Below are 24949 nucleotides of genomic sequence, written 5' to 3' on the forward strand. Positions count from 1 at the left end.
AGCGGGTAGTGGGCTCGGCGTTCAACGACACGCTGACTGGCTACAACCCGATCCATATCCTGGAAGGTGGCGCCGGCGACGACGTGTATGTCATCAGCAACCAGGGTGCGACGGTCGTCGAGCAGGCCGGTGGCGGCGACGACGAAGTGCGCACCCAGCTCAACACGCAAGTGCTGGCCAACAATGTCGAGCGCCTGACCTTTGTCGGCACCGGCAATTTCATCGGTACCGGTAACGCCAGCGACAACATCATCACTGGCGGTGCGGGTAATGACACCCTGCGTGGTGGTGACGGTGCTGACCAGTTTATCGGTGGTGCCGGTACAGACACGGTGAGCTACAGCGACAGTGCTTCAGGTCTGACAATCAATCTCAAAACCGGTATTCATACCAGCATTGCTGCGGGTGATACCTACAACAGCATTGAGCAGATCAGCGGCTCGAACTTCTCTGACATCTTCATCGGCGGGGATGGTGCGGACCGAATCGATGGTGGTGCAGGCACCGACTTCTTGAGTTTTGCAAACGAAGGTTCCGGCGTCACCCTCGATTTGAGTGTGCCAGTGCTGACTGGAATTGCAGCAGGCGATGTTTACACCTCCATCGAAGCGTTCCTGGGCTCCAATTACGACGACACCTTTACCGGCAGCGCCGGCGCGGTCGAAAGTTTTGTGGGCGGCGGCGGTGCGGACGTCTTGACCGGCGTGGGTCGCGGTGATGCTGCCTGGTATGTGAACAGCTCCGATGCGGTCCAGGTCAATCTGCTGACCGGCACCGGCACTGGGGGCGATGCTCAGGGCGATGTGCTCAGCAACATCGATAACCTGGTCGGTTCTACCTTCAATGACACGCTGACCGGCAATGCCTACGCCAACATGCTGGAAGGTGGTGCCGGTAACGACACCCTTTATGGCGGTGATGGCAATGACATTCTGTACGGCGACAGCTTCACTGTAACGGGGGCGCTGGCGGTAACGTCTTCAAGTGCCGATCAGGCCGACACCATTTATGGCGGTAATGGCGATGATTACATCATCGGTCACAACCATGACGTCGGTTCGGTCTTCTACGGCGAAGCGGGGAATGACAACATCACGGTCCTGTCGGGCATTGCTGACGGGGGCGATGGGAACGACACGTTGATGGGGTTGAGCCGTGGTTATGAACTTCGTGGCGGTGCCGGTGCCGATAAGTTGTATTTGAGCGCATCGGGTGACGGGTATGGCGGTGAGGGTAGCGATGCGTACTTCGTTTCCTCCAAAACCATGGTCGCAATTTTCGATGACGGTACCACCGGTGTGGATACTGTCACCCTGAAAAACATCCAGAGCCTCAGCGATGTCCGGGTGGTCAAGAACGACCTGGGTGCCTACATCTTCAATGCCGCCGACCTGTCCAGCGGCAATCTGGACTCCGGGGTGTTCCTGAAGGACTGGTATGCCGGGGCCAACACCATCGAGACGTTCATTACCAACAACGGAGACTCTTTCACCATACCGGTTTAACCCGGTGACAGCCTCCACCGGATGTCGATGGAGGCTGCGGTTGTAAAACACAAACGGCAAAACCTGTGCTTCAGGCTTTGCCGTTTTTTTTTGCCGTGGATTTCTCCAGGTAGGGTAGATCAAAAGATCGCAGCCTTCGGCAGCTCCTACTGGCGTACACAATGTCGGTGTAGGAGCTGCCGAAGGCTGCGATTTTTTGATCCTGCTTTTCTGGGGGCAAAAGAAAACCCCCGACCAGCCAGAGGCTCATCGGGGGTTTCAGGTAAGCGCCCTGGAGCGCCTACCGGCTCAGCTTATTGGCAAGCTTCGCAATCCGGCTCGTCGATGGCGCAAGCCTTCGGCACTGGAGCTGGACCGGCTGGGGCTGCCAGGACCGAGTCGTCACCGTGGTTGCCGCCGCTGGAAACAGCGTTCAGCTTACCGGTGTTGATGGTCGACTTCTCGGTGCTGGTCGCGGCCAGGGCACGGAGGTAGTAGGTGGTTTTCAGGCCACGGTACCAAGCCATGCGGTAGGTCACGTCCAGCTTCTTGCCCGAAGCGCCGGCGATGTACAGGTTCAGCGACTGAGCCTGGTCGATCCACTTCTGACGACGGCTGGCGGCGTCGACGATCCACTTGGTGTCCACTTCGAAGGCAGTCGCGTAGAGCTCTTTGAGTTCTTGCGGGATGCGCTCGATCTGCTGCACCGAACCGTCGTAGTACTTCAGGTCGTTGATCATGACCGAGTCCCACAGACCGCGAGCCTTCAGGTCGCGAACCAGGTACGGGTTGATCACGGTGAATTCGCCCGACAGGTTCGATTTCACATAGAGGTTCTGGTAGGTCGGTTCGATCGACTGCGACACGCCGGTGATGTTGGCGATGGTTGCGGTCGGTGCGATGGCCATGATGTTGGAGTTACGAATGCCTTTCTGCACACGGGCGCGAACCGGTGCCCAGTCCAGGGTTTCGTTCAGGTCAACGTCGATGTACTTCTGGCCACGCTGCTCGATCAGGATCTGTTGCGAATCCAGCGGCAGAATGCCTTTGGACCACAGCGAACCCTGGAACGTCTCGTAGGCGCCACGCTCGTCAGCCAGGTCGCAGGAAGCCTGGATCGCGTAGTAGCTGACCGCTTCCATCGACTTGTCGGCGAATTCGACGGCAGCGTCGGAACCGTAAGGGATGTGCTGCAGGTACAGAGCGTCCTGGAAGCCCATGATGCCCAGACCGACCGGACGGTGCTTGAAGTTGGAGTTCTTCGCTTGCGGCACCGAGTAGTAGTTGATGTCGATCACGTTATCGAGCATGCGCACGGCGGTGTTCACGGTGCGTTGCAGCTTGGCGGTGTCCAGCTTGCCGTCGACGATGTGGTTCGGCAGGTTGATCGAGCCCAGGTTGCAAACGGCGATCTCGTCCTTGTTGGTGTTCAAGGTGATCTCGGTGCACAGGTTCGAGCTGTGGACCACGCCCACGTGCTGCTGCGGGCTGCGCAGGTTGCACGGGTCTTTGAAGGTCAGCCATGGGTGGCCGGTTTCAAACAGCATGGACAGCATTTTGCGCCACAGGTCTTTGGCCTGGATGGTCTTGAACAGCTTGACCTTGCCCGGGTACTCGGTCAGGGCTTCGTAGTACTCGTAACGCTCTTCGAAGGCCTTGCCGGTCAGGTCGTGCAGATCCGGAACTTCGGACGGCGAGAACAGGGTCCACTTGCCGTCATCGAAGACACGCTTCATGAACAGGTCAGGGATCCAGTTGGCGGTGTTCATGTCGTGGGTACGACGACGGTCATCACCGGTGTTCTTGCGCAGTTCGATGAACTCTTCGATGTCCATGTGCCAGGTTTCCAGGTAGGCACAGACAGCGCCTTTGCGCTTGCCACCCTGGTTAACGGCGACGGCGGTGTCGTTCACCACTTTCAGGAACGGTACGACGCCCTGGGATTTGCCGTTGGTGCCCTTGATGTACGAACCCAGCGCCCGAACCGGGGTCCAGTCGTTGCCCAGGCCGCCGGCGAATTTCGACAACATGGCGTTGTCGTGGATCGCGTGGTAGATGCCCGACAGGTCATCCGGCACGGTGGTCAGGTAGCAGCTCGACAGCTGTGGACGCAGGGTACCGGCGTTGAACAGGGTCGGGGTCGAGGACATGTAGTCGAAGGACGACAACAGGTTGTAGAACTCGATCGCACGGTCTTCTTTCTGCTTCTCTTCGATCGCCAGGCCCATGGCCACGCGCATGAAGAAAATCTGTGGCAGTTCGAAGCGGATACCGTCCTTGTGGATGAAGTAACGGTCGTACAGGGTTTGCAGGCCCAGGTACGTGAACTGCTGATCGCGCTCGTGGTTGATCGCCTTGCCGAGTTTTTCCAGGTCGAAGGACGCCAGAACCGGGTTCAGCAATTCGAATTCGATACCTTTGGCGATGTATGCCGGCAGTGCCTTGGCGTACAGGTCGACCATTTCGTGGTGGGTCGCGCTGTCGGCGACACCGAGGAAGCCCAGGCCTTCGGCACGCAGGGTGTCCATCAGCAGGCGGGCGGTCACGAACGAGTAGTTCGGCTCACGCTCGACCAGCGTACGGGCGGTCATCACCAGAGCGGTGTTGACGTCGGTCAGGGCCACGCCGTCGTACAGGTTTTTCAGGGTTTCGCGCTGGATCAGCTCGCCGTCGACTTCTTCCAGGCCTTCGCACGCTTCGGTAACGATGGTGTTCAGACGACCCATGTCCAGCGGCGCGAGGCTGCCATCGGCGCGGGTGATGCGGATCGATGGGTGAGCGTTGACGGCTTCTTCGGCAGGGGAGTGCGCTGCGCGCTCTTTGGCGCGGGAGTCACGGTAGATCACATAGTCGCGGGCGACTTTCTGCTCGCCGGCACGCATCAGGGCCAGTTCGACCTGGTCCTGGATTTCTTCGATGTGGATGGTACCGCCCGAAGGCATGCGACGCTTGAAAGTCGCGGTGACTTGTTCGGTCAGGCGGGCAACGGTGTCGTGGATTCGCGACGAAGCGGCAGCGGTGCCGCCCTCAACTGCGAGAAACGCTTTGGTGATGGCGACGGTGATCTTGTCATCGGTGTAAGGGACGACAGTGCCGTTACGCTTGATCACGCGCAGTTGGCCAGGCGCGGTGGCGGACAGATCCGAATTCGAATCGGTGGCCTGCGGCAAGGTGCCCTGCGGGTTCTCGCGAGTTGTGTCGGTTTGCATGGGGGGGTATCTCCACATTCTCTATGTTTGTTTGGGCACCATCACGGTGCCCACCGTTCTGTCCTGAAGCACTACAACCGGCGGGGGCCGGGCATACCAACTTCGGGACAGATCAGGAAGGGGCTATCGGGCGCCGCTTCCATGCCGAAGTCTTTGGTGTCACGCCTTGGGCCTGAAACCGAATTCCGTTTTGGGCTGCAGTAAATGACTGCAACACCCGTACCGTTATCGCCGTTTCGGGCTTAAAAACAGTAGCCATCCGCACGCGCGGTTTGGTCTTTCGAAAATACGTTTGGTTCAACCGGAAAGAGGCAATAAAAGCGCTTGAAATCGGTGTCCGGTTTGTGTTTGGTTTTTGGCGTAAAACCCTACATGTAGGGTTTTTTTTGCGCCGAGGTACAAGATAATGCGTTTTGGAGGGTGTTGCAACGTACTACCTGTGGATAAACCTGTGCGTAAATTGTGTGTGAAAGAGGGAACAGGCGTGTAGGCCGCGACCTAGCTGGAGCCGACCATTTTTCACTGATTTTCAGCGACAGAAAACAGTCATCCGGATTTTTAAGGGCGCGAACCCTATCACAAAAAACCGTTGTGTCCGAACGCATTTACCGGCTTGTGTTCCAGACGTGTGGCGTTTATACAATCGGCCCATGCAGATGCATTCTTATCCTCCCCAATCATTACAAAAAGACGGGTGGATCCTTCCTATTGATGGTGTTGGCAAGCAGAGGTCATCGTGGAGCAAGAAGCCTGGCAGGTATTGATTGTCGAGGACGACCAGCGTCTGGCCGAACTGACCCGCGATTACCTGGAAGCCAATGGCCTGCGCGTATCGATCGAGGGTAATGGCGCCCTGGCCGCAGCACGCATCATCAAGGAGAAGCCGGACCTGGTGATTCTCGACCTGATGCTCCCCGGCGAAGACGGCTTGAGCATTTGCCGCAAGATTCGCGACCGCTATGACGGGCCGATCCTGATGCTCACCGCGCGCACCGATGACACCGATCAGATTCTTGGCCTGGACCTGGGCGCCGACGACTACGTCTGCAAACCGGTGCGTCCACGTTTATTGCTCGCGCGTATTCAAGCCCTGCTGCGCCGCAGCGAAGCCCCGGAGGTGGCCCCGGAAAAACTCCGGCGCCTGCAGTTCGGCCCGCTAGTGGTGGACAACGCATTGCGCGAAGCCTGGCTGCATGACAAAGGCATCGAATTGACCAGCGCCGAGTTCGATCTGCTCTGGCTGCTGGTGGCCAACGCCGGGCGAATCCTGTCCCGCGAAGAAATATTCACCGCGCTGCGCGGTATCGGTTATGACGGCCAGGACCGCTCCATCGACGTGCGCATCTCGCGCATCCGCCCCAAGATCGGCGATGACCCGGAGCATCCGCGGCTGATCAAGACCGTCCGCAGCAAAGGCTATTTGTTCGTGCCGGAAGCCTGCACCCTGTGAACTCGATCTTCCTGCGTATTTATGGCGGCATGTGCGCGGCGCTGATTCTGGTGGCGGTGCTCGGTGTGCTGGCCTTGCACCTGCTTAATCAGGTACGCAGCGAGCAGTACCGCGAGCGCCTGGCCCACGGCACGTTCTCGCTGATGGCCGATAACCTGCAACCGATGAACGAAACCGAGCGCCATCGGGCGTTGCTGTTGTGGGAGCGCTTGCTCGGGATTCCACTGGCGCTGAAGACGTTCCCCCAGACTGACCTCGACCTGACCCAGCGTACCCGCGTACTGCGCGGTCAGGCACTGGTGGAGCAGACCGGCCCGCACGCGGCGAAGGTTTATCGTCTGGTCAGCGACAAGGAACAACTGGTGCTCACCGGTGAAGTCCAGCAGATCAGCGAGCAACTGGCGCGGGCGACCATTTACCTGCTGGCCGATGAACTGGTGCGCTACCCGGTGGCCGAGCAGCCCAAGCGTCTGGAGCAGTTAAAGGAAGATAAGGGCTTCGGCTTCGATCTGCGGCTGGTGACGGTCGATGAAGCCGACATGGACGAAGACCAGAGCCGCCGCGTGTCAGAAGGCGACACGGTGATGGCGTTGGGCAAGGGCGGCGATTCGATCCGGGTGTTTGCCGGCATGGTCGGTACACCGTGGGTGCTGGAAATCGGTCCGCTGTATCAGATGAATCCTTACCCGCCCGAGTGGCTGGTGCTGATCGCGGCGCTTGGCTTGAGCCTGATTGGTTTGATTGTCTATCTGTTGGTGCGGCAACTGGAGCGTCGTTTGCGCGGTCTCGAAGCTGCCGCCACACGCATTGCCAAGGGCAGCCTGGAAACCCGCGTACCAGCACGCGGCGCCGACTCGGTGGGGCGGCTGGCCTCGGCGTTCAACGGCATGGCCGAGCACTTGCAGCAATTGTTGGCGATTCAGCGAGAACTGGTGCGTGCCGTGTCCCATGAATTGCGCACACCGGTGGCGCGCCTGCGTTTTGGCCTGGAGATGATCGGCTCGGCCACCACGCCTGAGGCGCTGGAGAAATACCGCGAAGGGATGGACCACGACATCGAAGACCTCGATCGACTGGTCGACGAGATGCTCACTTATGCGCGGCTGGAGCAGGGCTCGCCGGCGCTGAATTTCCAGCGGATCGATCTGGATGCGTTGGTCAATCAGGTGATCGAGGAGTTGGCACCGTTGCGCGCCGAGGTCACGGTACAGCGCGGCTTGTGCCTGTCGGCCGCCGATTGCGATGGTGCCTGGGTCGAGGCCGAGCCGCGTTACCTGCACCGGGCGTTGCAGAATCTGGTGAGCAACGCCATGCGCCATGCCCATTCACGGGTGACCGTCAGCTATCAGGTGGGTCAGCAGCGCTGTCGGGTGGATGTCGAGGATGACGGGCCGGGCGTGCCGGAAACCGCGTGGGAGAAAATCTTCACCCCGTTCCTGCGCCTCGACGATAGCCGCACCCGCGCCTCGGGTGGGCATGGGCTGGGGTTGTCGATCGTGCGGCGGATCATCCATTGGCACGACGGGCGAGCGCTGATCAGCAAGAGCAAAAGCCTGGGCGGGGCGTGTTTCAGTTTGAGCTGGCCGAGGAATCAGGAGCGGCGTTGAGGTTGGGCGCGTGACAGGGGGCTTCAGGCCTTGATACTGACCAGACTCAACAACTGCCCATCCATCACCGCAAACTGCGCGTCCAGTTCGGTGCCGCTGCGCCACTCACTGGACAGGTCGGTCAGCAACCGCAACCGCACTTCACCGCCCTCGCTCCACTCCAGCACTTCGGCGTGTTCGAAATAGAAGCGCTTTTGGACGATCGGGTAGAGCGCCTTGAACAGGCTTTCCTTCACCGAAAACGTCAGCGTCACCACCATCGCCAACTGATCGCGAGCCCCGGCGGCCATGCGCCGCAACTCAGGCCCGGTGAGAATCTCTCCGGCCAGGCGTTCGGCCCGTTCTGCGTCGAGCAGGTTTTCCAGGTCCATTCCCAAGCCGCGCCAATGGACCTTGTTCGCGACAATCGCCGCGGCCCGGCCGGTGCTGTGGGTGATCGAACCGGTGATATGCGCTGGCCACACCGGTGCGCGGTCTTCACCAATGGCCGGAATGAAGCTCAGCCCTTCCAGCTGTTGCAACGCGGCCCGAGCGCAAATCCGCCCGGCGAGAAACTCGGCCTGACGCTTGGCCACCGAACGCTGGATGCTCGCGGGCGGCTCGATGGCACTGCGCTGGAAATCATCGCTGGCCAATTGCTTGGTATCGAAGTGAGTGCCCAGCAGGACCGTATCGGGCAGCACAAACGGCAGCGGCCAATGGGCGTCGAGCGGGGTGCAGCAGGCGGGTAGGGCGGGGACGGGATTCATGACGGGCATTTTGCCGTTTAGCTCAATGGCTGGGTAGTGGCAGCAGGGCTTTTGTGGCGAGGGGGCTTGCCCCCGTTCGGCTGCGAAGCAGTCGTAAACCCGGTCAACGTAGTGTGTCTGCGGACATGCGATTGCAGGTTTTGGGGCTGCTTCGCAGCCCAACGGGGGCAAGCCCCCTCGCCACAGAGGTCTATCTGATCAGCCAAAGATCTTCTTGAAAAACGCCTGCATGTCCGCCCACGATTTCTCATCGGCGGCCTTGTTGTAACCAATGTCCGGCCCGCCATGATCGCCGTGGCTCAGACGATCCGCATCAGGGTTGCTGAACCCATGCTTGGCGCCTTCGAGGCTGACAAATTTATAGTCGGCACCGGCCTTGTCCATTTCCGCCTTGAACGCCGCCACATTATCCGCCGTGACCATGCTGTCCTGCGCGCCATGCTCCACCAGGATTTTCGCTTTCACACTGCCAGGCGCCGCCGGCGTATTGGTCGCCAGTGCACCGTGGAAACTCACCACGCCCGCCAGCGGCAAGCCCTGGCGTGCGGCATTCAGCACCACTGCGCCGCCGAAGCAATAGCCGATGGCCGCCAGTTTGGCCGGATCGGTCTGTGGCTGTTTCTTCAGCAAATCGAGCCCGGCCTGAAACCGCGCGCTGGCTGCTGCGCTGTCCTTCGTCGCGGCTTGCATGAACGCCATGGCGTCCTTGGGGTGTTCGGTGTTCTTGCCGTCGCCATACATGTCGATCGCCAGCGCGCTGTAGCCCAGGCCGGCCAGATCGCGGGCGCGTCGCTTGGCGTAGTCGTTGAGCCCCCACCATTCATGTACCACCACCACACCCGGACGCGGACCTTTAATGGCGTCGTCGTAGGCGTAATAGCCAATCAGCTTGGTGCCATCGGCACTCTGATAGGGAATTTCCTGGGTCTTGATGGCGGCCTGGCTGAGCCCGCTCACGGCCAGCAATACAAGGGCGAGCAACACACGCATGGCTGAATCTCCTTATAAACAAACGTCAAGACAGCGTAGTCGATTTGATTCAGCTCAGGTTCAGAGTGCGTTCAGGGGCTGTACAGGGTGAGGTCAGTAACCTTGCCCCGTACCCAAAAAGCACATAGCGCATGAGGAAGTTCCCCAATGACTACTTTGAAAAAACTGCTCCTGGCTTTCACCGTGATGGGCGCCAGTGTTGCCGCCCACGCCGACACCACCAATTTTGCCGGCCTGACCTTTGGCCAGACCAGCGACAAGATTAAAAAATCCAGTGCCCTGAACGACAACCTCAACCACCCTAACGCCGACGGTGTGATCGGCAAGGACAACACCTGGGGTTTGCGTGTGGGCCAGCAAGACAGCCAGGGTCGCTACTACGCCACTTACGACAACGTGTCGGGCTCGCATAATGGCATTAAACTGCGTCAGGAAAACCTGCTGGGCAGCTACGATCTGTTTTACCCAGTGGGTGGCAGCACCAAACTGTTCGGCGGTGCCACGGCCGGTTTGACCAAAATGACCCAGGAATCGCCAGGCTTCAGCCGCGACAGCGACATCGGTTACGCCATTGGCGGCCAGGTCGGCGTGTTGCAGCAAGTTACGCAAAACACCTCGGTCGAGCTGGGTTACCGTTACCTGCGTAGCAACGCCAGCACCGAGATGAGCGAGCGCGGCGGCAGCAAACAGGGTTCGCTGGACTTGACCAGCAGCGCCCAGACGTACTTGTCCGCCAACTACGCTTTCTAAACAGCGTTTGGTTGCCAGTCAGTTAAGCCTCGCAACCTATGGGAGCAGGCTTAACTGACCTTTGGAGATGTTGATTTGCCCCGGAGAGCCTTATGAAATTGCTGGTTGTCGAAGATGAAGCGCTGTTGCGCCATCACCTGCAGACCCGTTTGACGGACAGCGGCCACGTGGTCGAGGCCGTGGCCAACGCCATCGATGCGTTGCATCAGGCCGAGCAGTTCAACCATGACCTGGCGGTGATCGACCTCGGTCTGCCGGGTATGGGCGGGCTCGACCTGATTCGTCAGCTGCGCTCCCAAGGCAAGACGTTTCCGATCCTGATCCTCACCGCGCGCGGCAACTGGCAAGACAAGGTCGAAGGCCTCGCCGCCGGTGCCGACGACTACGTGGTCAAGCCGTTCCAGTTCGAAGAGCTGGACGCCCGGCTCAATGCCTTGCTGCGTCGCTCCAGCGGTTTCACCCAGTCGACCATCGTCGCCGGTCCCTTGCTGCTGGACCTCAATCGCAAACAGGCGTCCCTCGATGACCAGCCGCTGGCGCTGACCGCCTACGAATACCGGATCCTCGAATACCTGATGCGCCATCACCAGCAAGTGGTGGCCAAGGACCGCTTGATGGAGCAGCTCTACCCGGATGACGACGAACGCGATCCGAATGTGATCGAAGTGCTGGTCGGCCGCTTGCGTCGCAAACTCGAAGGCCCGTCCGGGTTCAAGCCGATCGATACCGTGCGTGGTCTCGGTTACCTGTTCAATGAGCGCTGCACTTGATTCGTTCCCTTCGTGTCCGCTTGATGCTCGCCGCCACCACCCTGGCGGTATTGTTCATGCTGGCGTTACTGCCGGCGATGCAGGGCGCGTTCAGCCTGGCGTTGCAGGACTCCATCGAGCAGCGCCTGGCGTCGGACGTCACCACGCTGATCTCCGCCGCCCGGGTGGATAACAACCGCTTGCAGATGCCGGCGCAGTTGCCCGATGAGCGTTTCAACCTCGCCGACAGCCGATTGCTCGGCTACATCTATGACCGCGAAGGTCACCTGGTCTGGCGCTCGAAGGCCACCCAGGAAGAGAACATCAACTACAAGCCGCGTTACGACGGACGCGGCAACGAGTTCGCGAGGATTCGCGAGGCCAATGGTGAAGAGTTTTTCGTCTATGACGTCGAGGTCAAACTGCTCGGCGGCAAAAGCGCGGCGTTCAGCATCGTCGCGCTGCAACCGGTGCGCGAATACGAAGCCACCCTCGAAGGCCTGCGGGAAAACCTCTATCTGGGCTTCGGTGCCGCATTGCTGGTGTTGCTCGTTTTGCTCTGGGTTGGCCTGACCTGGGGCTTGCAGGCGTTGAGCCGCCTGAGCCAGGAGCTGGACCAGATCGAAAGCGGCACCCGCGAAAGCCTCAGCGAACAACACCCGCGCGAACTGCTGCGCCTGACCGGCTCGCTCAACCGTTTGCTGCACAGCGAGCGTGAACAGCGCAGCCGTTATCGCGACTCTCTCGACGACCTGGCCCACAGCCTGAAAACTCCGCTGGCGGTGTTGCAAGGGGTCAGCGAAGACATGGCGCAAAAGCCGCAAGAGCGCGATCAGGCTTGGGTGCTGCAAACCCAGATCGAGCGCATGAGCCAGCAGATCAGCTATCAACTGCAACGGGCCAGCCTGCGCAAAAGCGGCCTGGTGCGCCATCAGGTGCGCCTGCGCCCGGTGCTGCAAAGCCTCTGCGACACCCTGGACAAGGTCTACCGCGACAAACGCGTGCGGGTCGTCTTCGATCTGCCGGAGCAGTGCTACGTGCCGATCGAGCAGGGCGCCTTGCTGGAAATGATGGGCAACCTGCTGGAAAACGCCTATCGCCTGTGCCTGAACGAAGTACGCATCAGCGTGCGCGAAACCCTCAGTGGCATTGAGCTTTGCATTGAAGACGATGGCCCCGGTGTACCACCGGACCAACGCGCGCGAATTCTCGAGCGCGGCGAGCGGCTGGACCGCCAGCATCCGGGGCAGGGGATTGGCTTGGCGGTGGTCAAGGACATCATCGAAAGCTACAGCGCCAAGTTGACGCTGGGGGATTCGCCGATGGGCGGGGCGGCGTTCCGGATTCATTTTCCGGTGGTTTAACGATCGTTCCCACGCTCTGCGTGGGAATGCAGCCCGGGACGCTCCGCGTCCCACCCTCTAAAGCCGAACGCGGAGCGTCCGTTGAGGCATCCCCACGCAGAGCGTGGGAACGATCAAAGGCTCGGTGTCAGACCGCTAAACAAGCACTGTTTAAACGACATCTCCAGATACTCACTCAGGCTACACATCCTTGCGCCGTTGCCTACGACTACGCCAGAATCCGCCGGCTAGTGCGCCTGTGGCGTGGGCTATATCGTTTCCCTGTCGTTGACGAATCAGCGATCGGGTCTCGCAGCCCGTGTATCTCTAGACGCACAACATCCTCCGTTCATGTTATGGCGGCTGTACGTGGGAGACCTTCGGGTCTGCCGGTTCTAGAGTCTCGGTCTGCGACCCGCGTATAGCTGCCACCTTCTTTCGTCTCGCAGCGAACAGTGGCGGCTCCATGACTCTAGGAGGCTTTATCCATGTTCAAACCAACACCTAATCCACCAGCACCCGACGACGTCTCCCCGTACGAATCCCTCGATTCCAAAAAGCTCCACGAAGCCGCCGACCGCGCCCTCGATCATTACCTCAAACCGCCCACTCCCAAAGACACCAAGCGCAAACCCAGCACCATTTACCATGTGGGTGCGAAGGTCGATAACGAAACCCTGCTGGTCAACGCCTGCGAATCCCTGGCATCAGCCAGCGTGATGCTCAGTGAGTTCGCCGGGTTGATGGACATGCCACATCGCAACATGATGTTGGGGATTCAATCGGTGGTCATGCTCGGCGAGCTGGCGGTGAATCGGGTGCTGGATAACCTCGATCCGCAGAATACCGCTGGCTAGTCGACGGTATTTACTCCTCTCAGGAAACGGCCTTCGCGGGCCGTTTTTTGGGCTTAAAAGATCAACCAATGCCCCCCCACTTGTCGACCGTTCGTCTTAATACGGTCTCTACCTGTTATTTCTGACAGTAGTCATGGGCTTTGCTCAAGTGTCTGATTGTGCTGATCCGGTCGCGCTCGCGGCCCCTGTCGACGACTAGAGGTGTCCCATGACGGCCAATCAAACAAACCCTGGTGTGCTGGTTAATGCTCCGGTGAAATTTGCGGGTGCTACACCAGGCGTCATAGTCATGCCTGCTCCACCCGCCGGGGTGCCGGTGGAGGGCCTCCCGCAGTCCAGTTTCAAGGTGGTTGTCAAAAGGGACGGCAGTCGGGAAGGGGCGGTTCAGGCTGTGGTCGATCCGCCATTGGGTGGGGGGTATCTCAACATTGCGCTGTACGTGAAGGGGCCTCGGGATACGCAGCCGCAGTTGATCGAGCGCAAACCGGTGGCCCCGGCCGATCAGAACAATCCTGTGATTTTCAACGTCTACCAGTCGCTGCTGAATGACGGCGTGCATGCTTTCACTTACGAGGTGGAAGACACCAGCGGCAACAGCGGCCCATCAACCGAGTCATGGGCGCTCTACCACCGCGACCTTCCCGGCGGGAATGACGTTCCCGGTACAGGGGATCATCCCCATCTGGACATCAGCCTGCCGCCCGAACTGGGCAATCCGCCTCAGATCGGCAAGGACGAGGTGGATAAAGGCGTACGTCTCACGTTGCGCTATCCGTTCATGAACGCCTATGACGTCATCACCCTGGAGCTTAATCGCGAGCGTTTCACCTTCACGGTGCAGCCCGGTGAGGAAGGCAAACCGTACGTGATCGTCATCACGCGGGCGATGTTCGAACTGGCCGCTAGTCACCCGGAGTTTGCGATCTCCTACACCGTGGTTTCCCAGGTGAACAACCCGACCGACAAGCGGCGTTGGTCGCGCGCGATCAAGGCCAATGTCGATACGGAGCGCGTCACGCTGACGGCTCCGGATCTGAGCGAGAACCCGGATGATCCCTCTGATGACCCGAGCACCATTGATCTGGGCAAGGTGAAGGACTTTCTGTACGTGCTGGTCCATGTGTTTTCGCCACTCTGGATGGCCGGCGATATCGTTCGAGTGAGTTACGCATGTACGCCAGAGACTGGGTCGGTGGTGAGGCACAGTGCAGAAGGCACGGTCAATCGACTGCCTTTTATTCAAAAATTACCGGTACCGGTGGCCAAGATTCTTCTGGATAGCCAGGTGTCTGTGACTTATGAGCAGATCAGGGGAGGCAAGGTCATTGGTGTTTCCAAAGTGGCCGAGGCGCAGGTCATTGGCGAAGGCGCGATCAAACTGAATCCTCCAACGCTGGTCGGCACTGCCAGGTCCCTCGATCCTTTCGAGCTGGCCACCCTGCGCGTCGAGTATCTGGACGCCCGTGCCGGTGACAAGGCTCAGTTGATCGAAATCAACCCGCCGACCGGTGCCATGCCATTTCCAGCGGTGGCTTTCAACACGAACAAGCGGACGAACACCGTCCTGACCCAGGCATTTCTTGCGGAGCGGCAAGGGAGCCAACTGAGGTTTCGCTGGGTGTTGATTCGGGGCGGCAAGGAGATTGCCCGGTCAGGGTCGTTGCTGGTGACTGTTTTACGGATTGAGGACGGCGATGCCCGTTTGCCGGTAGCGGAAATTCTGCAGGCGAAGACGGGTGGACTGAATCTCGATGATTTTGTTGGCGACGCTACCTTCCGACTTCTCCCATGGGTATTTATAGCGATCGGGCATAGTATTAATGTAACGGTCGTGGATAGAAATCATGCACCGCTTCCGGTTTTGCGGAACTACCGTATAACAGAACAGGACGTGACAAACGGTTTGACCCAGGCAATATCGCGTCCATGGTTCGATGCTTTATTCGATAATGCCGAAATAACAGTCAAGGTCGAGGTAACAGTCGGCGGTCGTACCGTTGTCTTCAAGGACGTTAACTACATCGTCAGCCTTCGATCGTATGTCGGCTATGAAGATTTCGACAGTTCACGCCTGATTGATTTCAAACCCGGCTCCGCACATACCTTTGCGAGTGGGATAACGCTAAAGTCACTAGGCGGAATTGTTCATTTGACGGATGTTCATACCACCAACATAAACTACACGCCGTTACTTGGCAGAGTCACACTGAACATGCTTGGAACGGTTGAGATTACCCTTCCTGGTTTAGCCACGCATGTCAGCTTTATGTTCGATTCGCACCAGTTGCACGAAAACAATGCAGTCGTTTTTATGAATGAACGAGGCCATGTCATTGGTACGAGGCCATTAACTTTTACAACCCTCTACCAATCCGCCTACGTCAGTTTCAATGCGCCGGGCAACAGCAGAATAAAGTCATTCACTATTTCTAATGGAAATGACATGTACGTCGACAGAATTGAATTGAAGTAGGGGAGTATTCATTCATGAGAACGCGTGCGGTACCACGTCGGCGCAAAGGTCGATAACGAAACCCTGCTGGTCAACGCCTGCGAATCCCTGGCATCGGCGAGCGTGATGCTCAGTGAGTTCGCCGGGTTGATGGACATGCCACATCGCAACATGATGTTGGGGATTCAATCGGTGGTCATGCTTGGCGAGCTGGCCGTCAACCGAGTGCTGGATAACCTTGATCCGCAGGGCTAGCGAGGATCTGTGGCAAAGGGGCTTGTTGTGGCGAGGGGGCTTGCCCCCGTTCGGCTGCGCAGCAGTCGCAAAACCGGTGTATGCGGTGTACCTGAATACCTGCGGTTGCAGATTTTGGGGTCGCTTCGCAACCCAACGGGGGCAAGCCCCCTCGCCACAACAGCCTGTCTAGCTGCATAGTTATGCGGTGAGTACACCATCAATTCTCCTGAGCCCGATAAGCCCCCGGCGTCAACCCCGTCCACTTCTTGAACGCCCGATGAAACGCCGAAGGTTCGGAAAACCCCAACTGCTCGGCAATCTGTTGCAACGACAGATCCGCCCGCCCCAGGTGATAAATCGCGATGTCCCGGCGTAACTGATCCTTCAATTCCTGAAAACTCGTACCTTCCTCTCGCAAATGCCGACGCAAGGTTTGCGGGCTGATGTGCAGGTGCGCCGCCACCGCTTCCAGGTCCGGCCAGCGTGCACTGTCGCGGCTGAGCAAGCGCCGCAATTGGCTGCTCAGGCTGTCGCCTTCGTCGGGGCGTGACAGCAGGTCGGCGGGGGAGCGCTCGAGAAAGTGCTTGAGGGTTCGTTCGTCCTGCAACAGCGGCATGTTCAGGTAGCGGCTGTGGAACAGCAGGCTACTCTGAGTAGTATCGAACGTTAGCGGGCAGGAAAACAGCAAGTCGTATTCGGCCCCGTGCTCGGGCCTCGAGTAGCTGAATGTGGCGTGCTCCAGACGAATGCGCTGGCCGATCAGCCAGCTGCCGAACCGATGCCAGATCACCAGCAGGCTTTCGCTGAGGAAGTGGTCCGGGTCCCACAGCGGCGAATCGTCGAGGCTCAGGCGAATCATCTCGCCTTCGCGGCTCAGGGTCAGACGCGGCGCCCCGGGAAACAGGCTGTAAAACAACAGGCCGCGATTGAGTGCTTTCTCCAGCGTGCGGCAGTGGATCACTGCATGGCACATCATCGCGAAGCTGCCGGGTTTGCTCGGGGCCTGCCCGAAGCCCAGGTATTCGTCGTCCAGGGCCAGCCACAATCCCTGGATCAACCGGGTGAACTGTTCAGGCGCGATTCGGGCGCGTGGTTCTTCAAGCAACTCGGGGCTGATCCCCAGTTGCTGCAGCAGGCTCGAATAGTCGTAGCCACGTCGGCGCGCGCCGCCGAGGGCGGCACGGGCGAAATGGCTGGCGATGGTGCGTTCACGCATGGGGCAGGTCCGTCCACTGAGCAATGGATGGTAGCGGTGCCCATCGACGATGAACAAGGCGGATATCCGCCAAATTACAGGACGAGGTCAGACGGGTTGGCGGAAATCCGCCACATAGTTGTAACTGGTTGGTGACCAAAAAAAACCTGTAACCCTTGATGTCAAAAGGCTCGCAGGCTTTTTGGCGAATGTGGCACGGGCCTTGCGATACAACCAGCAGATGCCTGCCGTTGCGCAGCTCGACAAAACAAATCCCTCCAGTGCAGGAGGGTTCGCAATTGAAGTGTCTTGGGCAACAGATGGATGTTGTCACCGGGCGCTCTTGAGGAACTTTGCAATGACGACTCGTCAGCCACTGTACAAATCCCTGTATTTCCAGGTGATCGTTGCCATCGCCATCGGCATCCTGCTCGGTCACTTCTACCCGCAGACCGGTGTAGCCCTCAAGCCGTTGGGTGACGGGTTCATCAAACTGATCAAAATGATCATCGCTCCCATCATTTTCTGCACCGTCGTCAGCGGTATCGCGGGCATGCAGAACATGAAGTCGGTTGGCAAGACCGGCGGTTACGCGCTGCTCTACTTCGAAATCGTTTCGACCATTGCACTGCTGGTCGGTCTGGTGGTGGTCAACATTGTGCAGCCGGGTAACGGCATGCACATCGATGTCACCACGCTGGATGCCTCCAAAATCGCAACCTACGTGGCTGCCGGTGCGGATCAAAGCGTCGTTGGCTTCCTGCTGAACGTGATCCCGACCACCATCATTGGTGCGTTCGCCACGGGCGATATCCTGCAAGTGCTGATGTTCTCGGTGATCTTCGGTTTCGCCCTGCATCGCCTGGGTGCCTACGGCAAGCCGATCCTGGACTTCATCGATCGCTTCGCCCACGTGATGTTCAACATCATCAACATGATCATGAAGCTCGCGCCACTCGGTGCCTTCGGTGCCATGGCGTTCACCATCGGTGCTTATGGTGTTGGCTCGCTGGTGCAGCTGGGGCAACTGATGGCCTGCTTCTACATCACCTGCCTGCTGTTCATTCTGATCGTGCTGGGTGGTATTGCTCGCGCTCACGGTTTCAGTGTGCTGAAAGTGATCCGTTATATCCGCGAAGAGTTGCTGATCGTGCTGGGTACTTCCTCTTCGGAGTCGGTACTGCCACGCATGCTGATCAAAATGGAGCGTCTGGGTGCGCAGAAATCCGTGGTAGGTCTGGTGATCCCGACTGGCTACTCGTTCAACCTCGACGGTACTGCGATCTACCTGACCATGGCGGCAGTGTTCATTGCTCAGGCCACCGACACCCACATGGACATCACTCACCAGATCACTCTGCTGGTGGTGTTGCTGCTGTCCTCCAAAGGCGCTGCTGGCGTGACCGGTAGTGGCTTCATCGTACTGGCCGCTACCTTGTCCGCTGTTGGCCACCTGCCGGTTGCCGGCCTGGCGCTGATCCTGGGTATCGACCGTTTCATGTCCGAAGCCCGCGCGTTGACCAACCTGATCGGTAACGCGGTTGCCACTATTGTTGTGGCCAAGTGGGTCAAGGAACTGGACACCGACGTGCTGCAATCCGAGCTGGCCTCGGGCGGTCGCGGCATTGCCGACGAGCCTAAAGATGATGTTTTGGGCCACGTCGAAGGGGCAACCCCGACGAACGCCAAGTAAGCCTTGTTGTAATGAAAAACCCGCTTCGGCGGGTTTTTTGTTGCCTGCGATTTGAGCGTAACGGTCAGCGTCACTGGCACATAAGGTGATTGCTGCAATGTCCCGGGCTGCCTAGGCTTGGGGGACTGCACTGGAGAACGCTCATGCTCGGTCCACTGGCATCACTCAAGGTTCTGGATTTCTCGACATTGTTGCCGGGGCCGTTCGCCTCGTTGCTGTTGGCGGACATGGGCGCCGAGGTGCTACGCATCGAATCGCCGACCCGCATGGATTTGCTGCGGGTGCTGCCGCCCCATGATCAGGGCGTGTCGGCCAGCCACGCGTACCTCAATCGTAACAAGCGCAGCCTGGCGCTGGACCTCAAGCAGCCCGAGGCGCTGGAGGTGATCACGCAATTGCTTGCGGACTACGACATTGTGCTGGAGCAGTTCCGCCCTGGCGTGATGGAACGGCTGGGCCTGGGGTATGAAGCCTTGAAGGCGATCAATCCACGGTTGATTTATGTGTCGATCACCGGCTACGGCCAGACCGGCCCTTACAAGGACCGCGCCGGCCACGACATCAACTACCTGGCGCTGGCGGGCCTTTCGAGCTACACCGGCCGTGCCGACAGCGGCCCGTTGCCGTTGGGCATGCAGGTGGCGGATGTCGCGGGCGGTTCGTTGCATGGGGTGATCGGGCTGCTGGCAGCGGTGATCGCGCGGCAACAGACCGGGCAGGGGCAGCATCTGGATGTGAGCATGACTGACTGCGCCTTCAGCCTGAACGCCATGGCTGGTGCCGGCTACCTGGCCTGCGGCGTTGAGCCGGGCAGGGAAGACCAGATGCTCAACGGCGGCAGCTTCTACGATTACTACCGGTCGCGCGATGGCCGCTGGTTGTCGGTGGGCAGTCTGGAACCGGGGTTCATGCAGCAACTGTGCACGGTGCTGGGCCGTCCGGAACTGGCGGCCGAGGGATTGTCGTCCGACCCCGCCCGGCAACGGGCGCTCAAGGATGCGCTGAACATTGAATTCGAAAAACACGACTTTGCCTGGCTGTGTGAGCTGTTTGCCGGGGCCGATGCGTGTGTCGAGCCGGTGTTGAGCCTGGGCGAAGCGGTCGGGCATCCGCAGTTGCAGGCGCGGGAATTGGTGACTGAGGTGCCGCGGGGCGATGGCTCGACCCAGGCGCAGATGGCCTGTCCGTTGAAGTTTTCAGCGGGGTTGCCTGAGCCGCGGCACATTGGCGCCTGGCTGGGGCAGCATACGGATCAGGTGTTGGGTGAACTGGGGTTTAGTGTTGAGCGGATTGAAGCGCTGCGGCGGGCCAAGGTAGTTATCTAGCGTCTGTCCCGGCCTCAACTTATTCGACCCGCATCTCCCCACTGAACACCAACGTACTGCGACAGCGCCGGCACAAATACCGCCGCCCCTGGCGTACCAGGCTATGGCGCTGGGCCGAAAACGGGAAATCGCTGTCGGCGCACGGGCATTTGTAGATGTAGCGGGTCACGCTGCGGCGTTTGACGTCATAGGTGTGGCAGCGATTGGGCGGCAGTTCGTAAACGCCACGCATGATCAGTTGCCATTCTTCGCCATGGGGCTGGATGCGGTCGCCGAACAGTTGATGGGCGATCAGGTGCGCGACTTCATGCGCCACGGTCTGCTTGAGGAAGTCTTCGGTGTTTTCCCGGTACAGCTGCGGGTTGAAGCGCAGCAGGTTCTCGTGCAAGTGCGCGACACCGGCTTTTTGCCCGCGCAGCTTGAGGCTCACCACGGGGCGTTTGAAAGGTCGTTTGAAAAAGGATTCGGCTTGCAGGAAACAGTCTTCGACGCGGGTATTGAGTTGCTCGGGCATGCTTGATGGATCTCCAAGGATGTCGAGTATGCCGCAACCCCGAGGGCTTGCGAATCGCTCAGGCGCCGAATGGTCGTTGCTCGCATTAGAAGGCCGCCTTGCGGCGGCCTGTAGTGGCGGAACGTGTTTTTTATGTCGGCGCTTGTTTGTCAGTTGGTATAGACCGGTCCCACGCCAAGGCCCCAGACAATCACGGTAAACGCCATGATGGCTACCAGCACCACCAGTCCTACGGCGAGCACCGAGCTCGAAAACAGGAAGCCCTCGTCCGATGGAATGTTCATGAACGTTGGTAGCCCTACATACAGCAGGTACACCGTGTAGCAGACAGCCGCGGTGCCGACGATCATCCCCAGCCACAAGTGCGGGTACAGCGCCGCCAGGCCGCCGATGAACAGCGGGGTGGCGGTGTACGTGGCGAATGCGATACAGCGCGCCAGGCTCGGGTTGGCGTCATAGGTACGGGCCATCCAGTGAATGAAGGCGCCCATCACCGCGACACCGCCGAGCATCGCCAGGTACGACATGATGGTCATCCATAGCGCGCTTTCCATGGTCAGCATGACCGGCGCTCGATTACCAATGACCCAGCCGACTTGCGTAGTGCCGATAAACGCCGATATGGCAGGAATCGCCGCCAGAATCAGGGTGTGCGTCAGGTACATGTGGCTGATGCTTTCTTCCTCGTCGCCACGGATTTCTTTCCATTCCTGGTCAGGGTGGGTGAAGAGTCCCACTACGTGATGGATCATGCCAGTCACTCCTCTTGTTGTTGCCATCGCCCCCCAGCGGAGCGCTTACGGGCCAAAGTGGCCAAGTAAGAACAGGTCTGAATACGTGTGCGACCTTATGTCGCAGTATAGAAAGGAGTTACTTGCAATAGTGCGAGGGCTTTAGAGCAAATCGCGCTGTAAATGTGATGGGTAATCGCCGATAGGTCTGTGCCTGTTGAACCCTGTGGCGAGGGGGCTTGCCCCCGTTGGGTCACGAAGTGGCCCCAAATCGGTCGACCACATTTTCCGGAGGATACCGCAGTGTTAGATTTACGACTGCTGCGCAGCCGAACGGGGCGATGCGGCGTTCCGACAAGCCCCCTCGCCACAAGTGACGGGTTTTTGCGTAAAATGCCGGCCTTTCGTCACACCTCACGGATTTCGCGTCATGGGCACTCTTACGGTCAACCAGAACAAACTGCAAAAGCGCCTTCGCCGCCAGGCCGGTGAGGCTGTTGCCGATTTCAATATGATTGAAGACGGCGACAAGGTCATGGTCTGCCTGTCCGGTGGCAAGGACAGCTACACCATGCTCGACGTGCTGATGCATTTGCAGAAAGTCGCCCCGATCAAGTTCGAGATCGTCGCCGTGAACATGGACCAGAAGCAGCCAGGCTTCCCCGAGCATGTGCTGCCGGCTTACCTCAAAGAACTGGGCATCGAGTACCACATCGTCGAGAAAGACACCTACTCGGTGGTCAAGGAGCTGATCCCGGAAGGCAAGACCACTTGCTCGCTGTGCTCGCGCCTGCGTCGCGGCACGCTGTACACCTTTGCCGACGAAATCGGCGCGACCAAAATGGCCCTTGGTCACCACCGTGACGACATCGTCGAGACGTTCTTCCTGAACATGTTCTTCAACGGTTCGCTCAAGGCCATGCCGCCAAAGCTGCGCGCCGACGACGGGCGCAACGTGGTGATTCGCCCGCTGGCCTACTGCAACGAAAAAGACATCCAGGCCTACTCGGACCTCAAGCAATTCCCGATCATCCCGTGCAACCTCTGCGGCTCCCAGGAAAACCTGCAACGCCAGGTGGTTAAAGAGATGCTGCAGGAGTGGGAACGCAAGACCCCGGGCCGCACCGAGAGCATTTTCCGCAGCCTGCAGAACGTGATCCCGTCGCAACTGGCGGACCGCAACCTGTTCGACTTCACCAACCTGCGTATCGACGAAAGCGCCGCATCGCGCTTCGTCAACGTAGTGAACCTCTGAACAAATTGTGTGGGAGCGAGCCTGTGGTGAGGGGGCTTGTCGGACCGCCGCATCGCCCCGTTGGGCTGCGAAGCGGCCCCAAAATCGCTGATGCACCAAAGATTTTGTGAGTGCTACGCACTCAAACGGGGGCAAGCCCCCTCGCCACAGGGCTCCCATAGATCCGTTTCATCCCATAGGAGAGGGCATGCGCGATTACAAGTGGCTGCACGAATACTGTCTGAACCGCTTCGGTTCGGCGGCTGAACTGGAAGCCCATCTGCCGGTTCCCAAGACCCCGGCGCAATTGCGCAAGATCAGCGACGACCGCTACCTCTCGACCATGGCGTTGCGGGTATTCCGTGCCGGGCTCAAGCACAGCCTGGTGGATGCCAAGTGGCCGGCGTTCGAAGAAGTGTTCTTCAAGTTCGACCCGGAAAAAGTCGTGCTGATGAGCGCCGAACATCTGGAGCGCTTGATGCAGGACGCGCGAATCATCCGCCACCTGGGCAAGCTCAAGAGCGTGCCGCGCAATGCGCAGTTCATTCTGGACGTGGCCCATGAGAAGGGTAGTTTCGGCGCGTTGATCGCCGACTGGCCGGTAACCGATATCGTCGGCTTGTGGACCTATCTGAAAAAACACGGCCATCAGTTGGGCGGGTTATCCGCGCCGCGATTCTTGCGGATGGTCGGCAAGGACACCTTCGTGCCGAGCTACGACGTGGTGGCAGCGCTGAATGCACAGCAGATCATCGACAAGGTGCCGAGCAGTTTGCGCGACCTGGCCACGGTGCAGAATGCGTTCAACCAATGGCACGAAGAGAGTGGTGGACGGCCGATGAGCCAGATTTCGATGATGCTGGCCTACACAGTCAATCATTGACGAAGATGATGTTCCCACGCAGAGCGTAGGAACGATCACTGCGGGGCTATCAGGCGGGGGAAATCTCGCCTTCCCCCGCCAACTTGCGGTTCAACTGATACCGCCACCGCACATACAGCATCGCCGAGCAGAACACTGCCAGGCTCGCGCCCATCTCCAGCAAACCGAACAGCTGCCGGTTCGGGTCATAGGCGGCCAATGCGCCCTTGATGAAATACAGATTCACCACAAAACACATCCACGAATGTCCACGGGCACTGCCGACGATCATTCCCGGTGCCAGCAACAGCAGCGGCACCAGTTCGATCAGCAGAATCACCCACGGCCGCGCGCCATGCAGGTCGGCGAACACCAGGTAGTAGGCGCAAAGCAGCCCCGCCAGACCGAAAAAGCACAGCAGGCTGATGACGCGCATCGCCCGTACACGCGGTTCGAGCCATTCGATGGCAGGCAACACCTTAGGCTTCTTAGCCACGATGGCTCTCCAGTTTCTGCGCAGTCTTCGCCAGGCGCAGGCCCAAGGCTCGGCATAGCGCGACTTCATGTTCGTTCAAACCGCTTTTGCCATCGGCCCCAGCGTGATGACTAGCACCGTATGGCGTGCCGCCGCCACGGGTTTCCAGCAGCGCCGATTCGCTGTAAGGCAGGCCGGTGATCAACATGCCGTGGTGCAGCAACGGCAGCATCATCGACAGCAGCGTGGTTTCCTGGCCGCCGTGCAGGCTGGCGGTCGAGGTGAAGACCCCGGCCGGTTTGCCCACCAGGGCGCCGGTCAGCCACAGGTTGCTGGTGCCGTCGAGGAAGTATTTCAACGGTGCGGCCATGTTGCCGAAACGGGTCGGGCTGCCCAGGGCCAGGCCGGCGCAGTTCTTCAAATCGTCGAGGCTGGCGTACAGCGCGCCTTCATCGGGAATGTCCGGCGCCACGGCTTCGCATTCAGTGGAGATCGCCGGCACCGTGCGCAACCTGGCTTCAAGGCCGGCCTGCTCGACGCCACGGGCAATCTGCCGGGCCATTTCATTGGTCGAGCCGCTACGGCTGTAATACAGCACCAGAATGTATGGCGCGCTCACGGCAACAACTCCAGCACATTCTCCGGCGGACGGCCGATGATGGCTTTGTCGCCGACTTCGAGAATCGGCCGCTCCATGAGTTTCGGGTGCGCGGCGATGGCGGCGATCAATTGCGCTTCGCTCAAACTGCTGTCGGCCAGGTTGAGGGTTTTGTACTCGTCCTCGCCGGTGCGCAGCAATTGCCGGGCGCTGATGCCGAGTTTGCTCAGCAGGCTCTGGATTTGCACGGCGTCCAGCGGCGTTTCCAGGTAGCGGACGACCGTTGGCGTCAGGCCACGGGCTTCGATGAGTTCGAGCGCACCGCGGGATTTCGAGCAGCGCGGGTTGTGATAAAGCGTCAGATCGGTCATGTGCGGGTCGCTTCTTGCGTAAAGTGGCGGCTATTCTAACTGTGCGGCGCGTAATCCAGAACCTTGGGAGGCGA

General features: G+C 59.4%; 21 protein-coding genes and 1 pseudogene. 13 read left to right on the forward strand and 9 right to left on the reverse strand.

Features of this window, described 5'->3' with window-relative positions; genetic code table 11:
* A partial coding sequence (locus AC1RL4_RS27045) for a calcium-binding protein (RefSeq protein WP_493120550.1) occupies positions 1-1505 on the forward strand: 1505 nt, incomplete at its 5' end.
* A gap of 293 nt (positions 1506-1798) precedes the next feature.
* Here the strand turns inward: AC1RL4_RS27045 and AC1RL4_RS27050 are convergent.
* Positions 1799-4693, reverse strand: a complete 2895-nt coding sequence (locus tag AC1RL4_RS27050; RefSeq protein ID WP_028938897.1) for a ribonucleoside-diphosphate reductase subunit alpha — start codon at positions 4691-4693, stop codon at positions 1799-1801.
* Positions 4694-5429: 736 nt separating this feature from the next.
* On the opposite strand from AC1RL4_RS27050, the gene AC1RL4_RS27055 reads away from it, so the two are divergent.
* Positions 5430-6143, forward strand: a complete 714-nt coding sequence (locus AC1RL4_RS27055) for a response regulator (RefSeq protein WP_019650367.1) — start codon at positions 5430-5432, stop codon at positions 6141-6143.
* The gene (locus AC1RL4_RS27060) at positions 6140-7750 is read left to right on the forward strand and encodes an ATP-binding protein (RefSeq protein ID WP_019581241.1); all 1611 of its coding nucleotides are present in this window, start codon (positions 6140-6142) and stop codon (positions 7748-7750) included. The genes AC1RL4_RS27055 and AC1RL4_RS27060 overlap by 4 nt, the downstream gene beginning before the upstream one ends.
* Positions 7751-7773: 23 nt before the next feature.
* Here the strand turns inward: AC1RL4_RS27060 and AC1RL4_RS27065 are convergent, their stop codons facing one another.
* Entirely contained in the window at positions 7774-8499 is a 726-nt protein-coding gene (locus AC1RL4_RS27065) for a 4'-phosphopantetheinyl transferase family protein (RefSeq protein WP_196808860.1), read from the reverse strand.
* 198 nt (positions 8500-8697) lie between these two features.
* Complete coding sequence (locus AC1RL4_RS27070; RefSeq protein WP_019581239.1) at positions 8698-9489, reverse strand: dienelactone hydrolase family protein; 792 nt, start codon at positions 9487-9489, stop codon at positions 8698-8700.
* A 147-nt stretch (positions 9490-9636) separates the two neighbouring features.
* On the opposite strand from AC1RL4_RS27070, the gene AC1RL4_RS27075 reads away from it, so the two are divergent.
* From AC1RL4_RS27075 to AC1RL4_RS27100, 6 genes and pseudogenes are all read left to right on the forward strand, one after another.
* A complete protein-coding gene (locus AC1RL4_RS27075; protein ID WP_230174702.1) occupies positions 9637-10239 on the forward strand; it encodes a porin family protein in 603 nt (200 codons plus the stop codon).
* A gap of 92 nt (positions 10240-10331) precedes the next feature.
* The gene (locus AC1RL4_RS27080; RefSeq protein WP_192379480.1) at positions 10332-11009 is read left to right on the forward strand and encodes a response regulator transcription factor; all 678 of its coding nucleotides are present in this window, start codon (positions 10332-10334) and stop codon (positions 11007-11009) included.
* Positions 11006-12352 (forward strand): ATP-binding protein, encoded by a 1347-nt coding sequence (locus tag AC1RL4_RS27085; protein ID WP_028938901.1) that lies wholly within the window; start codon positions 11006-11008, stop codon positions 12350-12352. Before AC1RL4_RS27080 ends, AC1RL4_RS27085 begins: the two co-directional genes overlap by 4 nt.
* Positions 12353-12819: 467 nt before the next feature.
* Complete coding sequence (locus AC1RL4_RS27090) at positions 12820-13188, forward strand: DUF6124 family protein (RefSeq protein ID WP_096480920.1); 369 nt, start codon at positions 12820-12822, stop codon at positions 13186-13188.
* Between the two features lie 208 nt (positions 13189-13396).
* A complete protein-coding gene (locus tag AC1RL4_RS27095; RefSeq protein ID WP_230174700.1) occupies positions 13397-15661 on the forward strand; it encodes a hypothetical protein in 2265 nt (754 codons plus the stop codon).
* Between the two features lie 30 nt (positions 15662-15691).
* Positions 15692-15895 (forward strand): annotated as a pseudogene (locus AC1RL4_RS27100) (DUF6124 family protein); the annotation flags it as partial.
* 199 nt (positions 15896-16094) lie between these two features.
* On the opposite strand, the gene AC1RL4_RS27105 reads toward AC1RL4_RS27100, so the two are convergent.
* Complete coding sequence (locus AC1RL4_RS27105) at positions 16095-17093, reverse strand: AraC family transcriptional regulator (protein ID WP_019581234.1); 999 nt, start codon at positions 17091-17093, stop codon at positions 16095-16097.
* 337 nt (positions 17094-17430) lie between these two features.
* On the opposite strand from AC1RL4_RS27105, the gene AC1RL4_RS27110 reads away from it, so the two are divergent.
* Positions 17431-18765 (forward strand): dicarboxylate/amino acid:cation symporter, encoded by a 1335-nt coding sequence (locus AC1RL4_RS27110; RefSeq protein WP_019581233.1) that lies wholly within the window; start codon positions 17431-17433, stop codon positions 18763-18765.
* 143 nt (positions 18766-18908) lie between these two features.
* On the forward strand, positions 18909-20090 hold the full coding sequence (locus tag AC1RL4_RS27115) for a CaiB/BaiF CoA transferase family protein (RefSeq protein WP_096480918.1): 1182 nt from the start codon (positions 18909-18911) through the stop codon (positions 20088-20090).
* Between the two features lie 19 nt (positions 20091-20109).
* Here AC1RL4_RS27115 and AC1RL4_RS27120 read toward each other — a convergent pair whose 3' ends face one another.
* Positions 20110-20604: a SprT family zinc-dependent metalloprotease gene (locus tag AC1RL4_RS27120; protein WP_007937535.1), complete on the reverse strand. Its 495-nt coding sequence runs from the start codon at positions 20602-20604 to the stop codon at positions 20110-20112.
* A gap of 149 nt (positions 20605-20753) precedes the next feature.
* The gene (locus AC1RL4_RS27125; protein ID WP_019581231.1) at positions 20754-21356 is read right to left on the reverse strand and encodes a Yip1 family protein; all 603 of its coding nucleotides are present in this window, start codon (positions 21354-21356) and stop codon (positions 20754-20756) included.
* A 409-nt stretch (positions 21357-21765) separates the two neighbouring features.
* Here AC1RL4_RS27125 and ttcA point away from each other — a divergent pair, with 409 nt between their 5' ends.
* Both ttcA and AC1RL4_RS27135 read left to right on the forward strand, forming a co-directional pair.
* Complete coding sequence (gene ttcA, locus AC1RL4_RS27130) at positions 21766-22590, forward strand: tRNA 2-thiocytidine(32) synthetase TtcA (RefSeq protein WP_007937538.1); 825 nt, start codon at positions 21766-21768, stop codon at positions 22588-22590.
* Between the two features lie 187 nt (positions 22591-22777).
* Entirely contained in the window at positions 22778-23452 is a 675-nt protein-coding gene (locus AC1RL4_RS27135; protein WP_007937540.1) for a DNA-3-methyladenine glycosylase I, read from the forward strand.
* Between the two features lie 49 nt (positions 23453-23501).
* Here the strand turns inward: AC1RL4_RS27135 and AC1RL4_RS27140 are convergent, their stop codons facing one another.
* From AC1RL4_RS27140 to arsC, 3 genes are read right to left on the reverse strand one after another with little or no spacing between them, the layout of a single operon-like run.
* Entirely contained in the window at positions 23502-23927 is a 426-nt protein-coding gene (locus tag AC1RL4_RS27140; RefSeq protein WP_019581230.1) for a DUF2069 domain-containing protein, read from the reverse strand.
* On the reverse strand, positions 23920-24525 hold the full coding sequence (wrbA, locus tag AC1RL4_RS27145) for an NAD(P)H:quinone oxidoreductase (protein WP_018926302.1): 606 nt from the start codon (positions 24523-24525) through the stop codon (positions 23920-23922). Before wrbA ends, AC1RL4_RS27140 begins: the two co-directional genes overlap by 8 nt.
* Positions 24522-24875 carry an arsenate reductase (glutaredoxin) gene (arsC, locus tag AC1RL4_RS27150; RefSeq protein ID WP_019581229.1) on the reverse strand — a complete coding sequence of 118 codons (354 nt, stop codon included), beginning with the start codon at positions 24873-24875 and terminating at the stop codon, positions 24522-24524. Before arsC ends, wrbA begins: the two co-directional genes overlap by 4 nt.
* Between the last annotated feature and the right edge of the window lie 74 nt (positions 24876-24949).

It is taken from the genome of Pseudomonas sp. GW822-FHT07A10, from assembly GCF_058798795.1.